The 17,052-nt window shown below is 39.5% G+C and carries 14 protein-coding genes; 5 read left to right on the top strand and 9 right to left on the bottom strand.

Translation table 11 applies throughout. From position 1 onward, the window contains the following. Window positions 1–85 precede the first annotated feature (85 nt). Window positions 86–748, top strand: coding sequence for a Crp/Fnr family transcriptional regulator (locus AB2Q86_RS01590; protein ID WP_012582050.1), 663 nt, complete (start codon window positions 86–88; stop codon window positions 746–748). A 36-nt stretch (window positions 749–784) separates the two neighbouring features. On the opposite strand, the gene AB2Q86_RS01585 is transcribed toward AB2Q86_RS01590, so the two are convergent. Next, window positions 785–1,288, bottom strand: a complete 504-nt coding sequence (locus tag AB2Q86_RS01585) for a GNAT family N-acetyltransferase (protein ID WP_003729163.1) — start codon at window positions 1,286–1,288, stop codon at window positions 785–787. Window positions 1,289–1,423: 135 nt separating this feature from the next. On the opposite strand from AB2Q86_RS01585, the gene yidA reads away from it, so the two are divergent. The 4 genes from yidA (at window position 1,424) to AB2Q86_RS01565 (ending at window position 5,639) form a co-directional block, all read left to right on the top strand. Beyond that, entirely contained in the window at window positions 1,424–2,236 is an 813-nt protein-coding gene (gene yidA / locus AB2Q86_RS01580; RefSeq protein ID WP_012582051.1) for a sugar-phosphatase, read from the top strand. Window positions 2,237–2,355: 119 nt separating this feature from the next. Then, on the top strand, window positions 2,356–3,792 hold the full coding sequence (locus AB2Q86_RS01575; RefSeq protein ID WP_003722891.1) for a glycoside hydrolase family 1 protein: 1,437 nt from the start codon (window positions 2,356–2,358) through the stop codon (window positions 3,790–3,792). A gap of 3 nt (window positions 3,793–3,795) precedes the next feature. After that, window positions 3,796–4,419 carry an SMI1/KNR4 family protein gene (locus tag AB2Q86_RS01570; protein WP_077904932.1) on the top strand — a complete coding sequence of 208 codons (624 nt, stop codon included), beginning with the start codon at window positions 3,796–3,798 and terminating at the stop codon, window positions 4,417–4,419. A 134-nt stretch (window positions 4,420–4,553) separates the two neighbouring features. After that, window positions 4,554–5,639: a leucine-rich repeat domain-containing protein gene (locus AB2Q86_RS01565; RefSeq protein ID WP_012582053.1), complete on the top strand. Its 1,086-nt coding sequence runs from the start codon at window positions 4,554–4,556 to the stop codon at window positions 5,637–5,639. A gap of 28 nt (window positions 5,640–5,667) precedes the next feature. Here the strand turns inward: AB2Q86_RS01565 and AB2Q86_RS01560 are convergent, their stop codons facing one another. The 8 genes from AB2Q86_RS01560 to rpoC all read right to left on the bottom strand — a co-directional run bounded on the left by AB2Q86_RS01560 (window position 5,668) and on the right by rpoC (window position 16,927). After that, the gene (locus tag AB2Q86_RS01560; RefSeq protein ID WP_012582054.1) at window positions 5,668–7,554 is read right to left on the bottom strand and encodes an ABC transporter permease subunit; all 1,887 of its coding nucleotides are present in this window, start codon (window positions 7,552–7,554) and stop codon (window positions 5,668–5,670) included. Between the two features lie 83 nt (window positions 7,555–7,637). Then, window positions 7,638–8,273, bottom strand: coding sequence for a histidine phosphatase family protein (locus tag AB2Q86_RS01555; protein WP_012582055.1), 636 nt, complete (start codon window positions 8,271–8,273; stop codon window positions 7,638–7,640). A 70-nt stretch (window positions 8,274–8,343) separates the two neighbouring features. Further along, window positions 8,344–9,303: a ring-cleaving dioxygenase gene (locus tag AB2Q86_RS01550; RefSeq protein ID WP_012582056.1), complete on the bottom strand. Its 960-nt coding sequence runs from the start codon at window positions 9,301–9,303 to the stop codon at window positions 8,344–8,346. A gap of 6 nt (window positions 9,304–9,309) precedes the next feature. After that, window positions 9,310–9,726 (bottom strand): MarR family winged helix-turn-helix transcriptional regulator, encoded by a 417-nt coding sequence (locus tag AB2Q86_RS01545; protein ID WP_012582057.1) that lies wholly within the window; start codon window positions 9,724–9,726, stop codon window positions 9,310–9,312. A 146-nt stretch (window positions 9,727–9,872) separates the two neighbouring features. Continuing rightward, a complete protein-coding gene (locus AB2Q86_RS01540) occupies window positions 9,873–11,012 on the bottom strand; it encodes an ArgE/DapE family deacylase (protein ID WP_012582058.1) in 1,140 nt (379 codons plus the stop codon). 162 nt (window positions 11,013–11,174) lie between these two features. Continuing rightward, window positions 11,175–12,635, bottom strand: a complete 1,461-nt coding sequence (locus AB2Q86_RS01535) for a glycoside hydrolase family 1 protein (protein ID WP_012582059.1) — start codon at window positions 12,633–12,635, stop codon at window positions 11,175–11,177. Window positions 12,636–12,700: 65 nt separating this feature from the next. Further along, window positions 12,701–13,246: an HAD family hydrolase gene (locus AB2Q86_RS01530; RefSeq protein ID WP_012582060.1), complete on the bottom strand. Its 546-nt coding sequence runs from the start codon at window positions 13,244–13,246 to the stop codon at window positions 12,701–12,703. Window positions 13,247–13,321: 75 nt separating this feature from the next. Further along, the gene (gene rpoC, locus AB2Q86_RS01525) at window positions 13,322–16,927 is read right to left on the bottom strand and encodes a DNA-directed RNA polymerase subunit beta' (protein ID WP_003729180.1); all 3,606 of its coding nucleotides are present in this window, start codon (window positions 16,925–16,927) and stop codon (window positions 13,322–13,324) included. Window positions 16,928–17,052 lie beyond the last annotated feature (125 nt).

Below are 17,052 nucleotides of genomic sequence, written 5' to 3'. Positions count from 1 at the left end.
TCTATTTTTAGTACTTTGACAGACTTTTACGATGATACAATATAATTACATGAGCACAACTGAATCTGAAGGAGACGAAGTAATAATGGCCTATCCATTTAATCACAAAGAGTTTATTGCAATGATGGAGCAATACAATTTAAAATCTAACATCATCACAATACCTGAACATACCATTTTAAATGATTTAGTTACTGAAAATCAGGATTGTGTGTATTTACTAAAATCCGGGATACTCGCCGGATATATTGATTTCGATAATGATAAAATTTATTCTATATTTACTGCTAATTTCTTCATGGGGTATTATACAATTTTCGAAAACACGCCCCTCGTTTTAACGTATCAAACACTAACTGAATGTGAAGTAATTATTTACAAGAAGAAAGATATCGAGTATTCGCTTTCGCTCTTCCCTGAAAACTTTGGATTTCAGTATACTATTATGAGAACTATCGCCAAACACGGTTATTACAAATCGCTTTTACAATATCGTGATAAAAAAGATCAACTCGCTTTTGTTTTCGAAATGCTAGTTAAAATCCTTGATATCCCAGTGGAAGATGGGGTCGCCGTGCTACCTAAATCCATCAGTACAACTGTTATAAAAAACTATTGTACCTTATCCAAGGCTTTCTTTTACTCTCAACTGAAAGAACTAAAAGAAGCAGGGATTATTTCAAAAGTAAAACTACAATGGCGTATTAACATGGAAGCTCTTTTAGAAAAAAACAATACGATCGTCTAAGAAAAAAGGTGCAGCCTATAAGACTGCACCCTTTTTTTATTTAATCGCTAAAGTGAAAATACTAACTTCTTGTTCTTTTCCGCCATAATTAGCTTGTTTGGTTTCTTCTTTCGTGTAGCCAAGGTATTCAAAGAATCCACGGCCTTTTTCATTCTCAGCTAAAACTCCTAAGGCTAATGAATCTGCCCCGCCGTCACTTGCCCACTCTTTGATTGTTTGGTGAAGTACTTTCCCAAGGCCATTATGACGAGCATCTGGCGTTAAAAGAAGTAAACCAATAAACCAGCGACCTTTTCTCGGATAATCAGAAACAATATCCACTAAGCCGATTGGTTTTTCATTTTCATCCAACACTGCTAGTACGAATTTATCGAATCTTGTTTTCCCGTCTGGAATTTCTGTGATAATTTTTAATGCATCACTTTTCGATGCGGGTTTGTTTTGTTCAATTAAATAATAATCTTCTGATGCCGCGCACACAGCTTCTGCAAGTTCTACATCTTTTTCATTTAAAAATTTCACATGATAATTACGTTTCATTATTTCACTCTTTTCTTTATCAAGTTTCCAAGTCAATCATGCCATAAATTCCCTGTCGTTTCAATAGATAGCCGCAAATCCATCCTAATTTATGCTATACTAGAATGAGTTTATGATGGAAAAGGAGCTAGTATATTGTATAAATTAATCGCGATTGATATTGATGGAACACTACTGACAGATGATCATAAGGTTACGGATGAAGTAAAAGAAGCCATTCGCCAAGCAAAACTAAAAGGCGTAAAAGTGGTTCTCTGTACTGGACGTCCGCTTGTTGGTGTAGAAAATTATTTAACTGAACTTGAACTACGTGAGGAAGGCGATTACGTTATTAGTTTTAACGGCGCATTTGTTCAAGATACGTTTACAAAAGAAGTTATTTCTCACTTAACGCTTGGCATAGACGATTTAAAAGAAATTTATCAAGTGAGTTTAGATAGCAATTTGCACATGCATTTCTTTGATGACAAAGCGCTTTATACGCCGAACCGTGAAATCGGCAAATACACGATTGTCGAAGCTTATCTTACTGGTAGCCAACTGATTTATAAAGAAATCGAAAACGTGCCGGAAGATTTTATTATGTCAAAAGCAATGTTTATTGAAGAAGCCCCTGAGCTAGAAGTTGGTATTGCGAAAATTCCGGAATCTTTCCGTGAAAAATATCATTTAGTTCGTAGCACGCCTTTCTACTTGGAAATTCTAAATCGTGACGCTAGTAAAGGTAACGCGGTCAAAGAACTTTCCGAAAAAATTGGCATTAAGCAAAGCGAAGTTATGTGCATTGGCGACCAAGAAAATGACGTTACAATGCTTGAATTCGCTGGTCTTGGTATTGCGATGGGCAATGCTCCAGAAAGAATTAAGCAATTAGCTGACTATACGACTGCATCGAACAATGATAGTGGTGTAGCAAAAGCAATTCAAAAATTTGTGCTGGATAAATAAAACAAAAACGCAGATTCGAATAGGAATCTGCGTTTTTTAACTATCTTTTTAAAAGAATATACTTTAAAATATATTAGTAGAGTTTTTTAATAAAAATCGCTTTAATGGAGGTTATATTAATGGAACATCAAAAACGTTCACCATTCCCGAAAGATTTCTTATGGGGTTCTGCATCGGCAGCTTATCAAATCGAAGGCGCATGGGACGCAGACGGCAAAGGTAAATCAGTTTGGGACGAATATGTCCGCATTCCTGGAACTACTTTCAAAGGTACAAATGGCGATGTAGCTGTTGACCATTATCACCGTTATAAAGAAGACGTAAAACTAATGGCAGACGCTGGCCTAAAAGCTTACCGTTTCTCTATCGCTTGGACTCGTATTTTCCCAAATGGTAAAGGCGAAGTGAATGAAGCTGGATTGAAATTTTATGATAACTTAATTGATGAGTTGCTTAAATATGACATTGAACCGCTTGTAACGCTTTATCACTGGGATATCCCACAAGCATTATTTGATGAATACGGTGGCTGGGAATCTCGCCAAGTTATTGAAGATTTCACAAATTATTCCACAACGCTATTCAAACGTTACGGTGACCGCGTGAAATATTGGGTTTCCTTGAATGAGCAAAATATCTTTGTTGGTATGGGTTATGGTCAAGCGCTTCACCCGCCAAAAGTTAGCGATCCAAAAAGAATGTACGCAGTAAACCATATTGCGAACTTAGCTAATGCGAGTGTTATCAAAGCTTTCCACGAAATCGTTCCTGATGGAAAAATTGGACCAAGTTTTGCTTACACACCACATTATCCAATCGACACAGATCCTAAAAACGTTCAAGCTGCCGACGATGCAGAAGAATTAAACAGTTATTTCTGGATGGATATGTATGCTTTTGGGCGCTATCCGAAAGCGGTTTGGAAATATTTAGAAGAAAACGATATCGCGCCAGTTATTGAAGACGGCGATATGGAACTTCTTGCTTCTGCAAAACCAGATTTCATGGGCGTAAACTATTACCAATCCGCAACTGTTGCTTACAACCCGCTTGATGGCGTTGGTCAAAACAACGAAATGAACTTCACTGGTAAAAAAGGTAGCACGAAAGAAACTGGAGTTCCTGGCGTTTACAAAAAAGTCGTTAATCCTTTTGTGAAAACAACGAACTGGGACTGGACAATCGATCCAAAAGGCTTACAAATTGCGCTTCGTCGTATTAACAGCCGCTATGCTTTACCGATTTTAATTACTGAAAATGGTTTAGGTGAATTTGATAAATTAGTTGATGGCGAAGTAAACGATGACTACCGTATTGACTATCTAAGCGCGCACGCAACTGCTATTCGCGATGCAATCAGTGATGGTGTTGATATGTTAGGCTATTGTACTTGGAGCTTCACAGACCTTCTAAGCTGGTTAAACGGCTATCAAAAACGTTACGGTTTTGTTTATGTTGACCGCGACGTGGAAGATGATGCGCCAATGACACGTATTCCGAAGAAAAGTTATTATTGGTATAAACAAGTGATTGAAACTAATGGAGCAGATTTATAAATGATGGCTAACCTTCAAGATCGGCTAGCTAGAATCCAAGCAAAAATCACTGCGTTAAAAGAAAAAGATCCCGATTTGAATTTATTTGGTTCAGAAAGCCACACCTATAAACTCAATCAACCTTTGTCTAATCAAACGCTTACCGAATTTGAGAATGCGCATCAAATTACGTTACCCCAAGATTATCGTGCTTTTCTCGAGCAAATTGGTAACGGCGGAATGGGTCCTTACTATGGCTTAGAAACGCTAGTGGACGGGCTTTGTGCCTCGCTTGATTACAAGGATGAAAAGTACGGGGTGCAAACGTTAAGTGAACCTTTTCCACATACAGATGATTGGACCGCTCCTGGTTATAAAGAAGGAATGTCCGATGAAGATTATGATGCTTGGCAAGAACTGTGCTTCCAAGATAAAGAAGTATTTGGACTTCTGCGTATCGCTAATTTTGGTTGTGGCGTTTCGATTAATCTTGTTGTAAACGGTCCTTCTTATGGAGAAATTTGGGTGGATGACAGAAATAATGATAATGGCGTCTATCCTGATTTTTACTTTGGGAATGAAGAACGTTTAGGCTTTCTTGAATGGTATGAGTTATGGTTAGATAAATCTATAGAGGAATTTGAATAAAGAAAAAAACCGCTAAAAAGAAGCATACTCTTTTTAGCGGTTTTTTTATGCAATGTTCATATGTGATTGCTTTTTATTTTCAAATAATTTGCATGCTATACTCCATTTATATTATAGAAAAGGAGTAGGATGACATGAAAAAATTTATTCTAGCAAGCCTTGCATGTACGACTTTGATTAGTTTTAGTCCCTTGGTAGGGCAAGTCGAAGTAAATGCTGCTACAACAAACATTGCCACTGCCCCAGAAAAAAATTTACAAGAAGCTCCTCCAGCCACGGTTGATCAAATTTTCCCAGATGATGCTCTAGCTTTTAAAGTTGCACAGGAACTAGGTGTTTCCGAAGATACAGTCGTCACACAAGAACAACTAGATACTATCGAAACAATGGTATATGTGGATTTCGGTGTGGAAGATTTAACAGGCATGGAATATTTACACAACTTAAAATTTGTCGATTTAAGCCAAAATAAAATTAGCAACTTAGAGAGTCTCGCTAATTTAACAGAACTAGAAACGGTATCACTTAACTACAATCAAATTACAGATATTACTCCACTAATGAACTCACCTAAATTATATAACTTAGAATTAGGCGTTAACCAAATCTCCACTTTACCATCCTTCGAAAATTTAACTAATTTAAAGATATTAAATCTAAGTAGCAATCAACTACAAGACATTTCGGCGCTAAAAGATACTCCTCAATTAACTAATTTATCTATTTCAGCAAATAATATATCAGACATCAGTGTCCTTTCAGAATGCGATAATCTCCAAGCTTTTTATGCCGAAAGCAATCAACTGACTTCTATTGAAGCATTAAGAAATAAAACAAAACTAGAATATTTCGATGCTAATTTTAATCAAATTAAAGATGTTACACCTCTCAGTACCATTCCAACAATTAGGTCAATAAAAATGGAAGAAAATCAGATTAGTGATTTCAGCTCATTGGCAGGTCACCGCTTAGAATTGTTTGATGCTACTGGACAAAATATATACCTTCCAGATATTGCACTCGGTGATTCCACTAATATTGTAATGAAAGATAACCTCGGAGTAACATTACATGATTGGGTTTGGTACACCCCAGGAACTTATCAAAATGATACCCTTACTTGGGAAAATGCAGGCGATAATTCCGCTTACTTTTTAAATAATCAATATCCAACTTTCCCTTCTGTCACAGTCACGGTCTACCAAACAGTTACTCCTTAAATAATAAAAGCCTAGTTCTATAAACGAACTAGGCTTTTTTACTTTCTTCTTCTCGTTTCAAAAGCGAATTTGCCATCATTTGGAAACAAAGAATTAAAATCATAAATACCACTAATGGAGGTAAAATTATCCAGAATTGGTGGTTGGCGAACACGAATTTAGCGTTTGCGATTAAACCAGATAATTCAGGGATAACTGGATTTAGCATGCCGTCATCGGCGCCCATGATTGCCCCTCCGATGAAAATTCCAAAGATAGCTAAATGGACGAACATCTGTAGCGTTTGAATGAGTTGCTCAATCCAAATCAAAATTAATTTGGACCAGATTTGTGGATTGATATGCTTGGTTAATATCCAGCGGGCATTTCCGCCAAAAACGAGCGCGCTCAAGACGAACTCTTTTTTTAACACCTGGGAAATTTCACTGCTGATTCGGTTGGTTGTAATTGGTAAAACGATGACAACCATGATTAAAATTTGGAAGGTTATGCGTGTAAATAGGCTGGTTTCGAAAACGCCAGAATAGCTGATGAATTCGTTGACCATGATAATAAAGACGAGTAATGACAGTGGTAGATAATGCATCCCGTCCGCTGTCGCTTGGACGAAATTGCGTGTGCGCGGTTTGCTGAAAAATGCGAGCGGTACTGCCAAAATGTAACCAATCACGACACGTAGCGTTGCGATGATGACAGCTATAAGTAGCGTGTATTTGATGCCGACGAGTAATTGGTCGAGAATGGAGTTGCCGGCTTGGTCGGTGCCTAGCCATACTTGCGCATTTGGTTTGAAGGGTGCCATATCGGTCACTCGTCCGGTCGCATCACTGATAAATTTAAGCGAGTTGATTTTGTCTCCCATAAGCCCGTAAATCAGGCTCGCGATTAGTAAGATGCTAAGTGTGACCAGCGGAATGCTGAAAGATGGTCGCTTTAGGAGCTGCCCGGTCGTTACTACAAAGTTACGCCATTTGCTTTTAAGGTTTACTTTTTCCGTAAAGGTCTTCTGGAAACTATTCCAGTGCAATGGAATTCGGGTCACGTTTGCGCTCTCGGTATTTTTCCCGCGGCTAATCCAAAGATCTATTAGTGCGTAAAAGAAGTAAAATGGGGTGAACACGAGTGCTAATACTAGGAAAATATTTAATGGGCTAAATCCCGCTAGTAAGTAGTAGAGCACGCCTTCGATACCGAATAAAAATTCTACAACGAGGTAGGCGCTTAAAATAAACCAAACGATGGTTTTGGATTGGTAAAACAGGCTTTGCATCATATTGGGTGTGGCATGGCGAAGTAGTATCGCTCTATCGGTTAAGCCTTTCCCGCGAGCCAGTTGGATATAGTCAGCTTGCCATTCATTTTCCATAAGGAGCATCATCATTTTGTAAAAGAGCACGGTTGGTATGATGGACAAGCAGACGATTGGTGCTGCATAAATTTGCTCGCCGTTTAAACTGTAAAAGTTCAAGGTGAACACGCCGGTTTGTTGATATATGTAGACGACGGCCATTTGAATAAGGAAAATAAAGGAAAAATCTGGAAACGCTTGAAGTATCGATAGGAATCCGCTTAAGCCTCGGCGCAACCATTTTGGCCCGCGAAATGTTGCAATTACTAGCAAATAAGCAATGAGCGCTGAAATTAGCAAGCTCGCTACGATAATTTTCATGGAGTAGAAATATGGTCCGGTGATAAAATCTGCCAACGACACATGAAAAACTTCTGCGCTTCCTTGGTAACTAATTTCCCATTGGGTTGGGTGGAAAATCGCTGTAAAAATTGACTTAAGCGCCTCCCAGTACGTGCTTGATGACCACGATGTCACTTTGCTAAATATAGCGGGAACACAACTGATTAAAATAATTCCTAAAATTCCTAATAAATAATGTAGAAAAATTTTGACAATTCTTTTCATATGTATGTTTTCTCCCTTTTTCTAGCTTTCTCTTATGTATAAATCTAGGACACACCTCCAATGAGATATGCCCGAGATTCTACTTATTTTAAGTCTAAATGACCAACTTCATTTAATTTTTTAAGAGAAAATTCGCCGTTTTGGTATTCTACGATGCTAATACTTGTGTTCAAGATTCTTGGTGCTTCTTTGCGGTGATCTTCAATGGTTCCGCCTTGTAGCAAGTATAATAATAACGTAAGTGACATGCCGTGAGAAACGACTAAAATGTTGCCACTTGGATTTTCTGCAATGATTTTTTCGATGCCTTCTAACAGTCGTTCTGCAAGTTCATAATAAGTCTCGCCGCCGTTCACTTCTGCTTTGTAGGTTTCTGGGCTATGGAGAATTTTCGCGCGTTCTTCAGGGTGTTGTTCGTCAATTTCAGTTACTCTAATGCCTTCCCACGTTCCAAAGCTCATTTCTTTTAGTTCTTCCAGAGGTTGAATTTCGATTTCGCGGTCGCCAAGAATGTAAGCCGCGGTATCTTGCGTGCGTTTACTTGTACTTGTATAAACGGCATCAATTGGTGTATCTTTCAACACTTCGCCAACTGCTTTTGCCCCATCAATACCTTCTGCAACTAGCGGAGAATCGCCCCAGCCTTGCATTTGTCCAGTCATATTCCATTCCGTCTTACCATGTCTTACAAAATAAATTGTACGTAAACCTTCTGCCAAAATTCTGCCTCCTAATTACACATTCTTCTAAAATTGTATCATGAATGGGCATATTTTCAAGGTTTTCTTATTATTTATCAGTATCAAGTGGTTTTAAATGCGTCAAAATATCTTCGCGACGTTCTTCTAAATGTGGCGGTAAATCTACATAGGTTCCATGCTCTTTCGTGAAATCTGTTTGGAAACCAGGCTCATCGGTTGCGAGTTCGATTAAAATACCATTACTTTCACGGAAATAAAGAGAGTGGAAATAAAAACGATCCACGTAACCTGAATTTTTGTAACCAAGGTCTTGAATCATTTCTGTCCAGCCAATTAAGTCGCCATCTGTTGGCACACGAAACGCCACATGATGAATTCCGCCAGCACCTAGATTTCCTTGTTCTAAATCTGGTCGCGACTCCACATGCACTTCCCCGCCAAGCCCAACGTCGCCAGTTTTGAATACTGTAACTAATTTATCGTCATCTTCATAGGCACCAATCCGCTCAAAGCCTAATATTTTTGTCAAAAGGCGGTCTGTTTTTTCTTTTTTGAAAACAGAGAAGCGCACTGGGCCAAGTCCGCAAATGGCATATTCGGCTGGAACCGGGCTATCTTCCCAAGGGCTCACCTCGGTTACTTGTGTACTTGTTTCATCGGAAATCAAATTGACCGGTAAGCCATCTGTGTCTTTTAGACGAATAATTTTACGCCCGAATTGGTCAATTGGTTTACTGTGAAAAATGCGATGTTCATCGAGTCTTTTATCCCAGTAGTGCAAGGCTTCATCGCTTGGCACACGTAAGCTGAGGCTAGAAATCGCATTGCGTGATGGGTGGTTTTTGGCCATATTTGGAACTTCAAAGAAAGTTAGCGCTGTCCCCGGCGAACCGATTTCGTCTCCGTAATATAAGTGGTACGTATATGGATCGTCTTGGTTAACCGATTTTTTCACTAGTCGTAGTCCCATTATTTTTGTATAAAAGTCAAAGTTAGCTCGTGCATTCGCTGTAAAAATAGATACGTGATGAATTCCCGTTAATTTCATAAATAATCACTCTCCTAATTTTTTTAATAGCTTAAGTAGTTCTTTTTGTTCGTCTCTTGTTAATTTATCAAATTGAGCTTGCTGAAAAGCTTCTTGTTTTGGCACGTTTTCGCGGTAACACGCTTGCCCTTTTTCGGTGAGGGCAATATGTTTCTCGCGTCCTGTCTTTGTTCGCGTAATATAGCCTAATTGCTCTAATTTCGCAAGGAGTTGGGTAACATTTCCCTTCGTTACAACTAATTTTTCGGCAAGTTGTTGCTGTGTAATCTCTTTGTCTAAGCCAATCTGGGCAATGCAATCAAACTGCGCTGTCGAAATCCCTACCGCTCGCAAATTCTGATTGGTCAGCTTCATATTCCGATTATAAAAACGACTAAATCGAAACCACAACAAAACCCCTAGCCTTTCTTCTTTTTTTACCATGCTCGTCCCCTCCTCTTGATATCATTAGTTTAGTACTAAACTGTATTAAAAGCAAGAAAAAAGCCTAGCACCTGTTTACAAACAAATACTAGACTCTTATTTAATTGCGTATTTTATAGCGGAAAATAAGTAAAGTTAAAGTTCCATCACGATAAAAACTCGGTGGCAATTCGTTTGTAAACATCTACCATCTCCAAATAATTCTCTATAGAAACATTTTCGTTTACTTGGTGAGGGGTTTCGTTTCCTGGTCCAAAAATAATCACTGGGAACTCTTTCTTAGCTTTGGTAAATTCTGCTGCATCGGTTGTTCCGGAAATACCGAGTAACGGGATTTCTTCTTTGACAATGTCGCTTGCTACGCTCTTAGCAATGTGGACTAAATCCGAATTTTTATCACTAAATACTGGTTGTTTGTCATAATCAAATATTAATTCTAGATTCACATTTTCCTGTTTGTTTAACTTATTGATGATCTTCACTAGCACTTGTTTCACTGTTTCATTATCCATTTCTGAAATCGAGCGAATATTCCCTTGCAGTAGCGCTTTTTCAGGGATACTATTGACTTGATTTCCACCATCAATTACAGTGACATTATGAATAAAATCGCCTAATATTTCGTTAGTAGCATCAATTGATTTCACGAATTTTTCTACTTCATTATAAAATAGCAGCAAGTTATCAATCGCATTCACACCAAATTCCGGCATCGAACTATGGGCATTTTTACCAGTGGATTTAACGGTATAATTAATGGAACCTTTATGCGCATAAACAATCCGGTGTCCGCTCGGTTCGCCGATAATCAAGCCATCTAAATCATCTGCGTAACCTTTTTGCGTTAGTTGTTCGGCTCCAAGTTCACCGACTTCTTCACCAACCGTTGCTAATAATCTAATTTTGCCATTTAGTTTTTGTTTTTCTTCATGAAGCTCAATCATTGCAATAACCATCGCCGCTAGACCTGATTTCATATCCGTCGCGCCACGTCCGTATATTTTCCCTTCATGCTCTGCTGCTTCAAAAGGTGGGAACTTCCACTTCGAGACATCACCCGCATCAACTACATCCATATGCCCTGAAAACGCCAAAACTTTGCCATCATTAGAACCAATTTCACTAACAAGACTAGCTCGGTCTACATCATATTGCACCTTTTCAGACTCAATACCATACTCAGCAAACAACTTCTGTAAGTAGTTCGCAACCTGTTCCTCATGCCCATTAGTCGAATCAATATTCACAATGTCTTTTAAGATTTGAATTTTTCTTTCTCGTTCCATGTTTACGCCCTCTTTCTTTGAATTCCATCCTATGTTTTCCCGTTATGGAAAAAGGCAAACGTCTACATCACTATATATCCCGGGGGTTATCTTAGCTCTCATCCCATTAATTGATATAAAAATAAAAAACAGCCCCGCCAAAGCGGGACTGTTAACTTTCTATTAATCTAAATCTTCACCATTTGTTTCAATTACTTTTTTATACCAGAAGAATGAATCTTTGCGGGAGCGTTCTAATGTTCCTTTGCCCCAGTCATCTTGGTCTACGTAGATGAAGCCGTAACGTTTGGACATTTCGCTTGTGGAGGCACTTACTAGGTCGATAGGTCCCCAGCTTGTGTATCCAATTAAATCTACGCCGTCAGCAATTGCTTCTTTCATTTGTTCGATGTGTTTGCGCAGGTAGTCAATGCGGTAATCGTCATGGATTTTGCCGTCTTCTTCCACTGTATCATAAGCACCTAAGCCATTTTCCACGATGAAAAGTGGTAATTCGTAGCGGCTATAAAGATCATTTAGTGTCCAGCGTAAGCCTTTAGGGTCAATTTGCCAACCCCAATCGGACGACTCCAAGTATTCGTTTTTCACGCCACCCATTAAGTTCCCGGCAGAGCGGTCGCCTTCTGGGCTAGCTGTTGCGGATAGGGACATGTAATAGCTGAATGAAATGAAATCAACGGTATGTGCTTTTAAGATTTCGTCGTCACCAACTTCTTTTACGATGTGAATGTCGTTTTCTTGGAAGAAACGGTTCATGTAGCTTGGATATTCACCGCGAGCATGAACGTCTGTGAAAAATAGATTTTGTTGATTTTCGTATTGTGCTTTTAGGATATCATCTGGGTTGTTAGTAGCAGGATAAGTCGCCATACGCGCTAACATACAACCAACTTGTGATCCAGGAATAATTTCATGCGCCAATTTTGTTGCAAGTGCACTGGCTACGAATTGATGATGTCCTGCTTGGTAAGAAAGTTCAAGTGGGTTTTTCGCGTCTTCTAAAAGTACGCCACCACCAGTGTATGCGCTAAGTGAAATAACATTGATTTCGTTAAAAGTTAACCAATATTTTACTTTGTTTTTATAACGTTTGAAAACTGTTTCCGCGTAGTTCGTGAAAAATCCGATAACGCGACGATCAGCCCAGCCGTTATATTTTAAAGTAAGATTTAGTGGCGTTTCATAGTGAGAAAGTGTCACAAGTGGCTCAATGTCATATTTTAATAATTCATCAAACACTTTATCATAAAATTCAAGGCCTTTTTCATTCGGCTCTTTGTCATCACCGTTCGGGAAAATACGCGCCCAGTTTAGTGATAGTCGGAATGTTTTAAAGCCCATTTCGGCAAATAATGCGATGTCTTCTTTATAGTGGTGATAAAAATCAACGCCATCACGTTTAGGGAATCTACCCTCTACTTTCCCTGCGATAATTGCTTCGATTTCTGCTTTAGATACGTCTAGTTCAAGGTCTTTCGTGCGTTCTTCTTTCGGAATAAATTTGACCATATCTGCTGTGGAAAGGCCTTTACCATCTACATCGTAAGCGCCTTCAACTTGGTTCGCAGCAGTTGCTCCACCCCATAAAAATCCTTTTGGAAATTGTTTTTTCACTTCAGTCATTTCGTTCGCCCCTTCCGGCTAATTTCTTCTACTTTTTTAGTTTACTTTGTGTAATGCATTACAGGTCAAGAAGAAATTTTCTTTAATAATAAAAGGGCTTCGGGAACATCGGCTAAGTCCCAAACTGGGATAACAAATGGCGGCGCGACAAGAGGCAGGCGCTCATCTTGCAGGCAGACTTCTGGATTTTGGAGCCATATGGCATGGATTCCCGCACGATTTGCGCCAATAATATCACTTTCAAATGTATTCCCAACCATGACCGCTTCCGTTTTATCAATTTGAAGGGCATTTAGTGTGAAATCAAAAATAGTTTTGTCTGGCTTTTCCATTTTCCCTGGTTGTAACTCGGAATTAGATGCGTAAATGAAGTCAAAATAATCGATGATATCGAAATTGGTTAGTACTCGTTTAATTACTTCTGTGTCACTTGTTGCAGTGTTGCTGAGGATTGCTTGTTTGAATCCGAGTTGTTTCACTTTTTCAAGCGTTTCTTTGGCATTTTTCCGTAGCACTACTTCTGGATAAGTATCGAGAGGGTGATGGTCGTATCTTGTGTTTGGTACGGTATTTAATGTTTCGCCCATATCCCAAATAACATGTGTAATCAAATCACTTCACTCCTTTTTCTAGAGTATAACAAAAAAAGCCAAGTGTACGCGAACGGCACACTTGGCTTTGTAAGATTAAATATTTGTGATTTCGTCAGTTACTTCAGCTGTTTCCTTGATAACTTCGGATTTCAGTTTGCGGTAACGACCAATACCTGTACCAGCTGGAACAAGTTTACCTAGGATAACATTTTCTTTAAGTCCTAGAAGTTCGTCACGTTTTCCTTTGATTGCAGCATCTGTCAAGACACGAGTTGTTTCTTGGAATGATGCAGCAGACAAGAAGGAGTCAGTTTCAAGGGAAGCTTTTGTGATCCCTAGAAGAACTGGACGACCTGTTGCTGGTTGGCTACCACTTAAGATAGCATCGCGGTTGGCTTCTGTAAACGTATGAATATCCATTAATGTACCTGGTAAGATGTTTGTATCACCAGTATCCATTACGCGGATTTTACGTAACATTTGACGAACCATTACTTCAACGTGTTTATCGCCAATTTCTACCCCTTGCATACGGTAAACTTTTTGTACTTCTGCAAGTAGATATTCTTGAACGGATAATACGTCACGAACACGAATCAAGGCTTTAGGATCCACAGAACCTTCAGTTAGAGCTTCCCCACGTTCTACGATAGTTCCTTCTTCTACACGCAGGCGAGCAGTGTAAGGAATGTTGTAAGAACGGCGGTCATCTGTACCTTGGATAGTGATTTCTTGTTGACGATCACGACCTTCTTCGATAGAAACAACTTCACCGCCAACTTCAGTGATGATAGCTTGCCCTTTCGGATTACGTGCTTCAAAGATTTCTTGAATACGTGGAAGACCTTGCGTGATATCGTCTCCGGCAACCCCACCTGTATGGAAAGTACGCATAGTAAGCTGAGTTCCTGGCTCCCCGATAGATTGGGCAGCGATGATACCAACTGCTTCTCCAACTTCGACTTCTGTACCAGTTGCCAAGTTTTTACCATAACATTTTTTACATACGCCGTGTTTTGTATTACATGTGAATGCAGAACGGATAGTTACTTCTTCAATACCAGCGTCAACGATTTGAGTGGCAATTGCTTCTGTAATTAAGTCATTTTCACGTGCAATAACTTCTTTTGTTTCTGGGTGACGAATTGTTTTACGAGAATAACGACCTTCCAGACGTTCTTCAAGTGGTTCGATGATTTCAGTACCTTCACGAATAGCCTTAATTGTAAGACCGCGGTCAGTGCCACAATCGTCTTCACGAATGATAACATCTTGAGCCACGTCAACAAGACGACGAGTAAGGTAACCGGAATCGGCTGTTTTAAGGGCTGTATCGGTAAGACCTTTACGCGCACCATGGGTAGAAATGAAGTACTCTAAGACCGTTAAACCTTCACGGAAGTTAGATGTGATCGGCAATTCTACGATACGTCCGGATGGGTCAGCCATCAGTCCACGCATACCAGCTAGCTGTGTAAAGTTGGAAATGTTACCACGAGCTCCGGAATCTTGCATCATGAAGATTGGGTTTAAGCGATCCAAACTCAAGATCAGTTTTCCTTGGATTTCGTCTTTGGCAGCATTCCATACACCGATAACGCGTTCGTATCTTTCATCATCTGTAATCAAACCACGACGGAATGATTTAGTGATTTTTTCAACTGTATCATGTGCTTTTTCAAGAATTTCATGTTTTTCTTCAAGTGTTAAGATATCCGCAATACCTACTGTCATGCCGGCCTTAGTCGAGATTTTGAAACCAAGATCTTTCATACGGTCAAGCATTTTTGAAGTTTCGGTAATATGGAATTTCTTGAAGACTTCCGCGATAATGTTACCGAGGATTTTCTTCTTGAATGGATCGATTAGCTCTTGTGCCGCAATGTGAGCACGCACATCTGTTGTAGTATCAACGAAATATTTAGCTGGTGTTTCGATTTCTAAGTTGAATTTCGTTGGTTCATTAATATAAGGGAACGATTTTGGTAAGATTGTGTTGAAAATCAGTTTACCAACAGTCGTAATTAATAATTGTTTGCGTTGTTCATCAGTGAAACGTTCGTTTGGAATCGAGCCAGCAAATACAGCAATACGAGAATGTAAGTGTACATAGCCGTTTTGATACGCAAGTTGTGCTTCATTGATATCTTTGAAGATAGTACCTTCGCCGACAGCATTTTCACGTTCTAAAGTAAGGTAGTAGTTACCTAGCACCATATCTTGGGAAGGTGTTACAACTGGTTTACCATCTTTAGGGTTCAAAATGTTTTGCGCTGCAAGCATTAAAATACGTGCTTCTGCTTGTGCTTCTGCGGATAAAGGAACGTGAACCGCCATTTGGTCACCATCAAAGTCAGCGTTGTAAGCTGTACATACAAGAGGGTGAAGACGGATTGCGCGACCTTCAACTAGCGTTGGTTCAAATGCTTGAATACCAAGTCTGTGAAGCGTAGGCGCCCGGTTAAGTAATACCGGATGTTCACGGATAACTTCTTCTAATACATCCCAGATTTCTGGAGCCATACGTTCGATTTTACGTTTAGCGCTCTTAATGTTGTGTGCTAAGCCGCGTCCAACTAGTTCTTTCATAACAAATGGTTTGAATAATTCAAGTGCCATTTCTTTGGGAAGACCACATTGGTACATTTTTAAGTTAGGTCCAACTACGATAACGGAACGACCAGAATAATCGACACGTTTACCTAGTAAGTTTTGACGGAAACGACCTTGTTTCCCTTTAAGCATATGAGAAAGGGATTTAAGCGGACGGTTACCTGGACCTGTTACTGGACGACCACGACGACCGTTGTCAATTAGAGCATCGACAGCTTCTTGTAGCATCCGTTTTTCATTTTGCACGATAATGTTTGGTGCACCTAAATCAAGAAGGCGTTTCAAACGGTTGTTCCGGTTGATTACCCGACGATATAAGTCATTCAAATCACTTGTTGCAAAACGGCCACCTTCAAGTTGTACCATTGGACGAATTTCTGGTGGGATAACTGGTAGCACGTCAAGTACCATCCAGCTTGGGTTGTTGCCGGAATTACGGAAAGCTTCCATAACTTCCAAACGACGAATCGCACGAGTACGACGTTGACCTTGTGCAGATTTTAGTTCTTCTTTTAAATCATTTGTTTCTTTTTCTAAGTCGATATCGGCTAAGATTTTTTTGATAGCTTCTGCGCCCATACCAGCTGAGAAACCTTTACCATATTTTTCGCGGTAAACGCGGTATTCACGTTCAGATAAAAGTTGTTTCTTTTCAAGTGGAGTATCGCCTGGTTCTGTAACCACGTAAGATGCAAAATAGATAATTTCTTCTAATGCACGTGGGGACATATCCATAACAAGACCCATACGGCTTGGAATTCCTTTGAAGTACCAGATGTGAGAAACAGGAGCTGCGAGTTCAATATGGCCCATACGTTCACGACGGACTTTTGATTTCGTTACTTCTACTCCACAACGGTCACAAACTACGCCTTTATAGCGAACACGTTTGTATTTACCACAAGAACATTCCCAGTCTTTCATTGGTCCAAAAATTCTTTCACAGAATAAGCCGTCACGTTCAGGTTTAAGCGTTCTGTAGTTGATGGTTTCAGGTTTTTTTACTTCACCGTGAGACCATGAACGAATTTTATCTGGAGATGCCAGACCGATTTTCATATACTCAAAATTATTAACATCTAACAAGTGCCCAACCTCCTAAATTAGTTTGGAGCATTCGCTTTAGGAAGCGCTTGGGGATTCCCGCACACTTCCCAGACTTTTCAGGTAAAGTCTTAGCGATCGCTTAATTTTATATTTTGCAAAAAACA

Source organism: Listeria monocytogenes (genome assembly GCF_041765605.1).
GTDB lineage: Bacteria > Bacillota > Bacilli > Lactobacillales > Listeriaceae > Listeria > Listeria monocytogenes_D.
Note: the sequence above shows the minus strand (reverse complement) of the source record. Positions and strands in the feature narration are given on the sequence as shown.

Bases quoted from the DNA above. Each gene is read 5' to 3' on its own strand.
- AB2Q86_RS01590 (WP_012582050.1), top strand. From the start codon at position 86: ATGGCCTATCCATTTAATCACAAAGAGTTTATTGCAATGATGGAGCAA.
- AB2Q86_RS01585 (WP_003729163.1), bottom strand. From the start codon at position 1,288: ATGAAACGTAATTATCATGTGAAATTTTTAAATGAAAAAGATGTAGAA.
- AB2Q86_RS01575 (WP_003722891.1), top strand. From the start codon at position 2,356: ATGGAACATCAAAAACGTTCACCATTCCCGAAAGATTTCTTATGGGGT.
- AB2Q86_RS01570 (WP_077904932.1), top strand. From the start codon at position 3,796: ATGGCTAACCTTCAAGATCGGCTAGCTAGAATCCAAGCAAAAATCACT.
- AB2Q86_RS01565 (WP_012582053.1), top strand. From the start codon at position 4,554: ATGAAAAAATTTATTCTAGCAAGCCTTGCATGTACGACTTTGATTAGT.
- AB2Q86_RS01560 (WP_012582054.1), bottom strand. From the start codon at position 7,554: ATGAAAAGAATTGTCAAAATTTTTCTACATTATTTATTAGGAATTTTA.
- AB2Q86_RS01550 (WP_012582056.1), bottom strand. From the start codon at position 9,303: ATGAAATTAACGGGAATTCATCACGTATCTATTTTTACAGCGAATGCA.
- AB2Q86_RS01545 (WP_012582057.1), bottom strand. From the start codon at position 9,726: ATGGTAAAAAAAGAAGAAAGGCTAGGGGTTTTGTTGTGGTTTCGATTT.
- AB2Q86_RS01540 (WP_012582058.1), bottom strand. From the start codon at position 11,012: ATGGAACGAGAAAGAAAAATTCAAATCTTAAAAGACATTGTGAATATT.
- AB2Q86_RS01535 (WP_012582059.1), bottom strand. From the start codon at position 12,635: ATGACTGAAGTGAAAAAACAATTTCCAAAAGGATTTTTATGGGGTGGA.